The sequence below is a fragment of the Mesorhizobium sp. WSM4983 genome (genome assembly GCF_029625765.1).
Taxonomy (GTDB): domain Bacteria; phylum Pseudomonadota; class Alphaproteobacteria; order Rhizobiales; family Rhizobiaceae; genus Mesorhizobium.
The window spans coordinates 1-259 of record NZ_JARTVM010000050.1; the positions used below are offsets into that span (position 1 = coordinate 1).

Below are 259 nucleotides of genomic sequence, written 5' to 3' on the forward strand. Positions count from 1 at the left end.
GCATATGGCGACAATGGATTGCCAATTTTTTCTTCTTTTTTGGGCAAATTTGGTTCATCACCATAAACTGAAGACGATGATGCATAGACAAAACGTTTGATGCCTGTATTTTTGGCTGCGGTGAGTATATTTACAAAACCGCCAATATTTACGTCATTGGTGGTTACTGGATCTTTTATAGAGCGCGGCACTGAACCGATGGCTGCCTGATGACAAACCGCATCAATGTTTTTACATGCTTTGGCACAATCTTCTATAT

Annotated in this window: 1 protein-coding gene; it reads right to left on the bottom strand. The window is 40.2% G+C overall.

What is annotated here, in order from left to right:
• A partial coding sequence (locus P9254_RS28895; protein WP_278103926.1) for an NAD-dependent epimerase/dehydratase family protein occupies positions 1-259 on the bottom strand: 259 nt, incomplete at both ends.